The organism is Acidovorax facilis (assembly GCF_023913775.1).
In the GTDB taxonomy this organism is placed as follows: Bacteria; Pseudomonadota; Gammaproteobacteria; order Burkholderiales; family Burkholderiaceae_C; genus Acidovorax; species Acidovorax facilis.
This window is the reverse complement of sequence record NZ_JAMXAX010000040.1, coordinates 32,800-39,793: the sequence shown is the minus strand read 5'-3', so window position 1 is coordinate 39,793 and position 6,994 is coordinate 32,800. Positions and strand designations below refer to the sequence as shown.

9 protein-coding genes are annotated in these 6,994 nt (G+C 66.6%); 6 read left to right on the top strand and 3 right to left on the bottom strand.

Annotation, left to right across the window (positions count from 1 at the left end; all coding sequences use genetic code 11):
• On the top strand, positions 1-251 hold a 251-nt coding region (locus tag NFX52_RS13420), incomplete at its 5' end, for a pseudouridine synthase family protein (RefSeq protein WP_492759471.1).
• A gap of 19 nt (positions 252-270) precedes the next feature.
• Here the strand turns inward: NFX52_RS13420 and NFX52_RS13415 are convergent.
• The gene (locus tag NFX52_RS13415; RefSeq protein WP_055398912.1) at positions 271-981 is read right to left on the bottom strand and encodes a glutathione S-transferase family protein; all 711 of its coding nucleotides are present in this window, start codon (positions 979-981) and stop codon (positions 271-273) included.
• Between the two features lie 182 nt (positions 982-1,163).
• Between NFX52_RS13415 and NFX52_RS13410 the strand changes: the two genes are divergently transcribed.
• Both NFX52_RS13410 and NFX52_RS13405 read left to right on the top strand, forming a co-directional pair.
• On the top strand, positions 1,164-2,054 hold the full coding sequence (locus NFX52_RS13410) for a LysR family transcriptional regulator (protein ID WP_055398839.1): 891 nt from the start codon (positions 1,164-1,166) through the stop codon (positions 2,052-2,054).
• A gap of 98 nt (positions 2,055-2,152) precedes the next feature.
• Positions 2,153-2,713, top strand: coding sequence for a dihydrofolate reductase family protein (locus NFX52_RS13405; RefSeq protein WP_055398840.1), 561 nt, complete (start codon positions 2,153-2,155; stop codon positions 2,711-2,713).
• Between the two features lie 80 nt (positions 2,714-2,793).
• On the opposite strand, the gene NFX52_RS13400 is transcribed toward NFX52_RS13405, so the two are convergent.
• Entirely contained in the window at positions 2,794-3,231 is a 438-nt protein-coding gene (locus NFX52_RS13400) for an Lrp/AsnC family transcriptional regulator (protein ID WP_055398842.1), read from the bottom strand.
• A gap of 143 nt (positions 3,232-3,374) precedes the next feature.
• On the opposite strand from NFX52_RS13400, the gene NFX52_RS13395 reads away from it, so the two are divergent.
• A complete protein-coding gene (locus tag NFX52_RS13395; protein WP_055398843.1) occupies positions 3,375-3,923 on the top strand; it encodes an RBBP9/YdeN family alpha/beta hydrolase in 549 nt (182 codons plus the stop codon).
• Between the two features lie 78 nt (positions 3,924-4,001).
• On the opposite strand, the gene NFX52_RS13390 is transcribed toward NFX52_RS13395, so the two are convergent.
• Positions 4,002-4,628: a DUF2242 domain-containing protein gene (locus tag NFX52_RS13390; RefSeq protein WP_242701200.1), complete on the bottom strand. Its 627-nt coding sequence runs from the start codon at positions 4,626-4,628 to the stop codon at positions 4,002-4,004.
• Positions 4,629-4,999: 371 nt separating this feature from the next.
• Here NFX52_RS13390 and NFX52_RS13385 point away from each other — a divergent pair, with 371 nt between their 5' ends.
• Together NFX52_RS13385 and NFX52_RS13380 are read left to right on the top strand one after the other, a co-directional pair.
• Positions 5,000-5,434 (top strand): thermonuclease family protein, encoded by a 435-nt coding sequence (locus tag NFX52_RS13385; protein ID WP_082437479.1) that lies wholly within the window; start codon positions 5,000-5,002, stop codon positions 5,432-5,434.
• 200 nt (positions 5,435-5,634) lie between these two features.
• Positions 5,635-6,921: an MFS transporter gene (locus NFX52_RS13380; protein ID WP_055398845.1), complete on the top strand. Its 1,287-nt coding sequence runs from the start codon at positions 5,635-5,637 to the stop codon at positions 6,919-6,921.
• Positions 6,922-6,994 lie beyond the last annotated feature (73 nt).

Genomic DNA, 6,994 nt, shown 5'->3' with positions numbered 1-6,994 from the left:
ACGACGGCCCCACCCTGCCCGCCCGCGCACGGCTGCTGGAGCCCGCGCCTGCGGTGTGGGACCGCAACCCGCCCATCCGCGAACGCAAGGCCATCCCCACTGCCTGGATCGAGCTGATCATCCGCGAAGGCCGCAACCGCCAGGTGCGCCGCATGACGGCCGCCGTGGGCCACCCCACGCTGCGGCTCATCCGTGCGGCCATCGGGCCGTACACGCTGGACGGGCTGGCGCCGGGCACCTGGGCAGATTGAGCTGGTAGGCGTGAAGGGCCTAGGCGGCCACCGCATGCATGCGCCGCGACAGGGCTGACCCACGCGCGCGCAAAAAGGCCCGCAAGCCCTCGGCATAGTCCGCACCCACGGCCTGCTGCACAGAAGGGCGCGCAGCCAGCGCTGCCCGCCACTGCTGCACCAGCGGCAAGCCTTGCCAGAGCGCCAGGTCATCCATGCCCGGCAAGGTGTCGATGACGTCAAAGTACCGGAACACCGGGCCAAACACCGCGTCCACCATGCCAAAGTGCGGCCCCGCAAAGTACGGCCCCGGCACGCTGCGCTGGCCCAGGGCCTCTTCGATCTGCACAAAACGGCTGCGCAGGTCCTGCGCGCGGGCCTGCAGCGTGGCCTCATCCGGCGCGGCGTAGAAGCCGCCGATGGTGTTCAGCACGGCAGAGCCAAACTCCATCCATGCCCGGTGGCGTGCGCGTTGCAGCGGATCTGACGGGTGCAACACGGGCATGGCCACCTCCTCAAGGTATTCGCAGATCACGGCCGACTCGAACAGGCTTTGGCCCTGCACCTGCAAGACCGGGGTCTTGCCCAGCGGCGAGATGGCCAGAAACCAGTCGGGCTTGCGGGCCAGGTCAATGGTGCGGCGCTCAAACGCCAGCCCCTTTTCGTGCAGAACGATGGCCACGCGCTGCACGTAGGGGCACAGCGCATGGGAGACCAGGGTGAGTGCGGATGCGGCTGTTCGCGAGCTCATGCGGCCCATCCTTGAGCGTGTGGGGCACAGAGGGTGTTCAACAGGCAGGCAATGCAGGTGCAGATGTGTTTCATAGGCGGGCTTTCTATGGCAAGGGGGTAGACATCGCCCGCGGTGTATCTACCGACGTATGGCGACCAGCAGAATTTATGATTGCATTGACGCAAACAAAATAAGCAAACATGAAAACATCCATTGCACCCACGCAATACCAATTGGGCGCCGCAGAGCTGGAAGTGCTGCTGGCCATGGTGCGCACCGGCACCTTGGCAGCAGCCGGTGAACGGCTTGGCGTGGATGCGTCCACGGTGTTCCGTGCCATCCAGCGCATCGAGCGCGGGCTGGGCCAGTTGCTGTTCGAGCGCTCGCGCGCGGGATACCGCGCCTCAGAGCTGGCCCAGGCCCTGGCCGAGCAGGCCGAGCGCGTGGAAGCCGCCCTGGAGGCCGCCCGCACGGCCACGCAGGCACAGCCCGAGCAGGTGTCGGGCACGGTGCGCATCTCCACCACCGACACCCTCCTGCACGGCCTCATCGCCCCCGCCCTGCAGGTGCTGCAGCCCCGGCACCCGGCCTTGGTGTACGAACTGCATGCGGGCAATGAACTGGTGAGCCTGACGCGCCGAGACACCGACATCGCCGTGCGCGCCACCAAGCGTCCGCCACAACACCTGGTGGGTCGGCAACTGGGCATGATCCGATCCGCGCTGTACGCAGGCACCGCCAGCCCGCTGGTCCTGTCCGACGTGGAGGCGGGCCGCGCAGCCTGGATTGCGCCCGACGACGCGCTGCCCGACCACCCCTCGGTGCGCTGGCGCAAAAAGCAATACCCCAAGGCGCAGCCCACCTACCGCGTCAACAGCCTGCTCACCGTGATGGAGCTGGTGGCCCTGGGCATGGGCGTGGGGGTGCTGCCCCTCTTTCTGGCCCAGGGCCGCAGCGACCTGCGCCCCCTCACCGGGTCGCTGGCCGACTGTGAAACCGAGCTGTGGCTGCTGACGCACCCCGAGTCGCGGCACCTGCGGCGCATTGCCACGGTCTACGGGCATCTGGCGGAGACGGTGCAGCTGCCTTGATGCACGCCGGCCTTCCGGCCAATAAATCCGCGGGACAGGCCGCGCTCCGTGCCTGCTGCCAGCGCGTTGTCAGCAGCCGGTCTCTACAGTGCGCCGCCATGACCCTCACACAGTTCTACGGAGCATCCAGCCTCGACGGCTTCATTGCCACGGCAGACCATGACCTTGGCTGGCTCTTGCAGTTCGGCGAGATCGAGGGCTCCAGCTACCCCGCTTTCATCCGCGACGTGGGGGTGCTGGCCATGGGGTCGCACACCTACGAATGGATGCTGAAACACGCCATCGACGCAGGCCTGCCCTGGCCCTACGCGCAGCCCACATGGGTGTTCAGCACGCGCACGCTGCGCGCCATCCCGGGCGCAGATGTGCGCTTTGTGCGTGGCGATGTGCGGCCCGTGCACCAGGCCATGGTGCAGGCCGCAGCGGGGCGCAATGTGTGGATCGTGGGCGGGGGCGAGCTGGTGGGGCGGTTTTATGACGCGGGCCTGCTGGACGAGCTGATCGTGCAGATCGCCCCCGTCACGCTGGGTGCGGGCAAGCCGTTGTTGCCGCGCCGGATCGCACAACCGGCGCTGCGCCTGCAGTCGGTCACAACGCTGGGCCGCCTCTTTGCAGAGCTGCGGTACAAGGTGCCGCCAGCCTCGCAACGCAACCCATAGCCACTCCCTTGAAGCTATTGTTTTTATAGCTATTTGCGCTTATCCATCAAGCGCCAGTGGCTCTTTGGACGCAAAAATTCTTAACCCAGCGGCACCGCCTTGTTCACCGGGTGCGACAGTACCAGCGAGGTGGAGACGCTGCCAAACGCGGCCAGCGCATCCACCACGCGCTCCAGGTCGGCGGGCTGGCCGAAGGCGCAGCGCACCACGAAGCAGTCTTCGCCGGTCACGCGCACAACATCCAGCACTTCGGGCAGGGACTGGAACAGCAACACATAGCGCTGGATGTGCTCGTGCGTGGTGCGCACCCGCACCACCGCCTGCAGGCCCAGGCCCACGGCGTCCAGGTTGATGCGGGCCGCGTAGCCTGCAATCACGCCCGCGTCCTCGAGCTTTTTCACACGCTCGCTCATCGCAGGCTGCGACAGGCCGATCTGCTTGCCCAGCGCCGACAGGCTTTGCCGCGCGTCGTGCTGCAGGGCCATGAGGATCTGCCGGTCTTTTTTGTCCAGTTCCACGGGGTGCTTTCTTTGAACAGGCTCTTAACGATGACTTCAAGGTTTGGGCGGGCGATTTCCGATGAGCCCCCCTGGCCGGAACAGCGGCGGTTTCCTATTGTTGGCGGGCAGTGATGGATCTGCTTTGAGAACAAGGACATTGAATGACGACGCGACCTGTTTTGCTGATTCCGGGCATCTACAACTCGGGCCCCACACATTGGCAGTCATTGTGGCAAACCCGGCACGCGGGCGTGGCGCGGGTGGAGCAGGCCGACTGGGACCACCCCGATTGCGACACCTGGGTGCGCACGCTCGATGACGCCATTGCTGCATCGCCCCAGCCCCCCATCCTGGTGGCACACAGCCTGGGCTGCCTGGTCGCGGTGCACTGGGCCGCGCGCCACCACCGGCCCGTGCAAGCGCTGCTGCTGGTGGCGGTGCCAGACCCCGGGGGGCCGAATTTTCCGGCCGACGCCAAAGGCTTTGCCCCACTGCCTGCCGTGCTGCCCGCCCAGCCCGACCTGCCAAGACGGGTGCTGATGAGCAGCACCAGCGACCCGTATTCCACCCCCAACTTTTCGGCGCAGTGCGCCAGCGCCTGGAACGCCGAGCACGTGGTGCTGGGTGAGCGGGGCCACCTCAATGCCGACAGTGGCCTGGGTGACTGGCCGCAGGGATGGGAGCTGGTGGCGCGCTGGCGCGGAGAGTGAGAACCGCTGCGGGATTGCCACGCCCCTCTGAGAGCGCAGGCCCAGAGCGCTCAGGCCACAGTGCCTGGAACCTCCGCGTCAGCCACCGATGGCTTGCGCCTGGTCCATCACGAGGTAGCGCTTGACCAGATCGAAGAAGCTCTCGTAGAAAGCGTCCTTGGAAATGGTCTCGCTGCCCACCTTGACCAGCGATTCGCTGCTGGCAGAAAACGGCAGCGACACGGACCCGATGGCGCCCACGCCCACGCTGGCCGAGTTGTTGGTCTTGCGCAGGGCATAGGTGTCCTGCAGCGCCGTCACAAAGCCCAGGCTCACCTTGCCATCATTGGCCTCGGGCACACACACCACGCGCACCACCATCTGCAGGTGCGACTCGGCTTCGGGCTGGAAGCTCTTCTTGCCCTCAATCAGCTCGGTCTGCTGGGTGGAGATGACGTAGCCCTGGCTCAGCAGCGCGCGGCGCGATGCCTCGCAGGTCTGGGCGGGCGTGGCATCAAACAGGCGCGAGTAGGTAGCCACCGAGCCAAAACTCTCCTGCACCCCAAACGTCTTGGGCGTGGTGCCCACACAGCCTGCCAGCAATGCGGCCAGAGCCAAGCTACCTGCAGCGGCGCCAGAACGAACAGTGAAGCGGGTCGGGAAAAGGCACAAACGCAAGGGCGGGCACTCCTTCGGGGTCATCAACATCATCAAGAAAGTCGTCATTGCGGGGGGCATTTCCGGTTGCCATAGCGGCGCAGAACGGCTGCCATGGCGTTCTGACAGTCTGCACCACACCCGGTTCCCGTCGATTCTAGAAAGCCCTATGCCCAGCCTGGCACAACGCCCTTGCCCGTGGAGGGGCTGAAAGCGTGGTAACCACAGCCCAAAGCCCTGCACGCGCGCCCTGCGCACCATTTCGGGCACTGCACACATCAAGGTATCAATTTGCAGCAGCCCGTAAAGGCAACACGCCAAATGCTACACTATTGATAGCTATTAGCGCTTATCCATCAGCCGCCAAACGGCAATTTGGCACAAAAGTTCGCCACCTGCCTTCTTGCGCGCCTTTCACCATTCCTCTCTCCCCTGCTGCCGTGCCCCTTGCCTCCCTGCTCTGCCTGGTCGTCGCCATCAGCGACGGCGACACCCTGACCGTGCGCTGCGGCGCGCCCGGCGCCTACCAGCAGGTGAAGGTGCGTATCGCCGCCATCGACGCGCCCGAGTCGCGCCAGGCCTTTGGCCAGAAGTCACGGCAGAACCTGGCGCGGCTGTGCTTTCGGCAGCGCGCCACGCTGCAGCCCGTGGACGAAGACAGCTACGGCCGCACGGTGGCCCATGTGCGCTGCGGCAGCACCGATGTGGCCACGGCTCAGGTGCGCGCTGGCCTGGCCTGGGTGTACACGCCCTATGCCGAATCCCGGCCGCAACTGGTGGCGCTGCAGCGCCAGGCGCGCAGCAGTGGAGCGGGTTTGTGGTCACAGAAGCGGCCCCTGGCGCCGTGGACCTACCGGCACCGGCACACGCGTTGAGCGGCGCCGCGCGCTCAGCAGACGTGGCCCGAAACCGATAGCATCGCCCGCTTGCCCATGCTTGCCCTCGCTGGCCTTTGTTCACTGATTTGCGTGGGCCGCCCAGGGCACCCTGCAAGCTGCATTTTGGCAACCGCGCCTCTGGCTTCTGTGCTTTGGTTTTCTGTTTTCTCCGCCAACCTCTTGCCTCGCTCCGCTCTGTGACAGCCCCTTCTGCCCCGCCCTCCGCACCACCCAAACCTGATGTCGGCGCCACGCCCGCAAGCGTCTATCGCCACGCCGGTTTTGTGTCGTTTCTGATCGCCCGCGTGGTGGCCGTGGTCGCCACCCAGGTGCAGGCCGTGGTGGTGGCCTGGCAGGTGTATGACCTCACGCGCGAACCGCTGGCGCTGGCCTATGTGGGTCTGGCGCAGTTTCTGCCCATGCTGGCCCTGCTGCTGCCAGCGGGCGATTTGATCGACCGATTTGACCGCAGGCGCATCCTGGCGCTGGCCTGGTCGGTGGGCGGCGTGTGCAGTGCCCTGCTGTGGTGGCTGTCGGGCCACGGGGCCAGTGGCGTGGCGGGTATCTACGCCGTGCTGGTGCTGTACGGCTGCGCACGCGCGTTCTCGGGCCCAGCCGTGCAAAGCCTGCTGCCGCAGATCGTGCCGCGCGGCCAGCTCGCGCAGGCCATTGCGGCCAACAGCATGCTCATGCGTGTGGCCAGCATTGGCGGGCCGGTGCTGGGCGGGCTGCTGTACGCACTGGGCGGCGGCGAGCTGACCTATGCCGTGTGCTGCGCGTGTTTTGTGCTGGGCGTGGTGCTGCTGCTGCGCGTGGTGGTGGCGCATGCCACGGCGCCCGGCCCCGCGCAGGGCACGATGTGGCAGCGGTTTGGCGCGGGCATCACCTTCATCCGCACGCGGCCCATCATCCTGGGCACCATTTCGCTGGACCTGTTTGCCGTGCTGCTGGGCGGTGTGGTGGCGCTGCTGCCCATCTACGCGCAAGAAGTTCTGCATGTAGGCCCCGCCGGCCTGGGTGCGCTGCGCAGCGCCATGGCCGTGGGCGAGGTGGGTGCGGGGCTGTATCTGAGCATGCGGCCGTTCAACCGCCACGTGGGGCGCACCATGTTCATTGCGGTGGCGGTGTTTGGCGTGGCCAACCTGGTGTTTGCGCTGTCTACGCTGTTCTGGCTGTCATTCGCAGCGCTGATGGTGGCTGGCGCGGCCGACATGGTGAGCGTCTACATCCGGGGCGCGCTGGTGCAGTTCTCCACGCCCGACACCATGCGCGGGCGGGTGAACGCGGTGAACATGCTGTTCATCGGCTCGTCCAACGAGCTGGGCGAGTTCCGCGCGGGCACCAGCGCCGCCTGGCTGGGCGTGGTGCCTGCCGCCTTGGTGGGTGGCCTGTGCACGCTGGGCGTGGTGGGCGGCTGGATGCTGGCCTTCAAGACACTGCGCACCGTGGACCGTTTCGAGGAAGCTGCGCAGGCCAGCAGGTGAGCGGTTCAGCGACGGCGCGACAGCCCTTGTAAACAAGCTCCGGGGCGTTTGTGTCGCGCAGGTAAAACCCGCG

Excerpts from the sequence above, each read along its gene's own strand:
- NFX52_RS13415 (WP_055398912.1), bottom strand. The coding sequence starts at position 981 with ATGAGCTCGCGAACAGCCGCATCCGCACTCACCCTGGTCTCCCATGCG.
- NFX52_RS13410 (WP_055398839.1), top strand. The coding sequence starts at position 1,164 with ATGAAAACATCCATTGCACCCACGCAATACCAATTGGGCGCCGCAGAG.
- NFX52_RS13405 (WP_055398840.1), top strand. The coding sequence starts at position 2,153 with ATGACCCTCACACAGTTCTACGGAGCATCCAGCCTCGACGGCTTCATT.
- NFX52_RS13395 (WP_055398843.1), top strand. The coding sequence starts at position 3,375 with ATGACGACGCGACCTGTTTTGCTGATTCCGGGCATCTACAACTCGGGC.
- NFX52_RS13390 (WP_242701200.1), bottom strand. The coding sequence starts at position 4,628 with ATGACGACTTTCTTGATGATGTTGATGACCCCGAAGGAGTGCCCGCCC.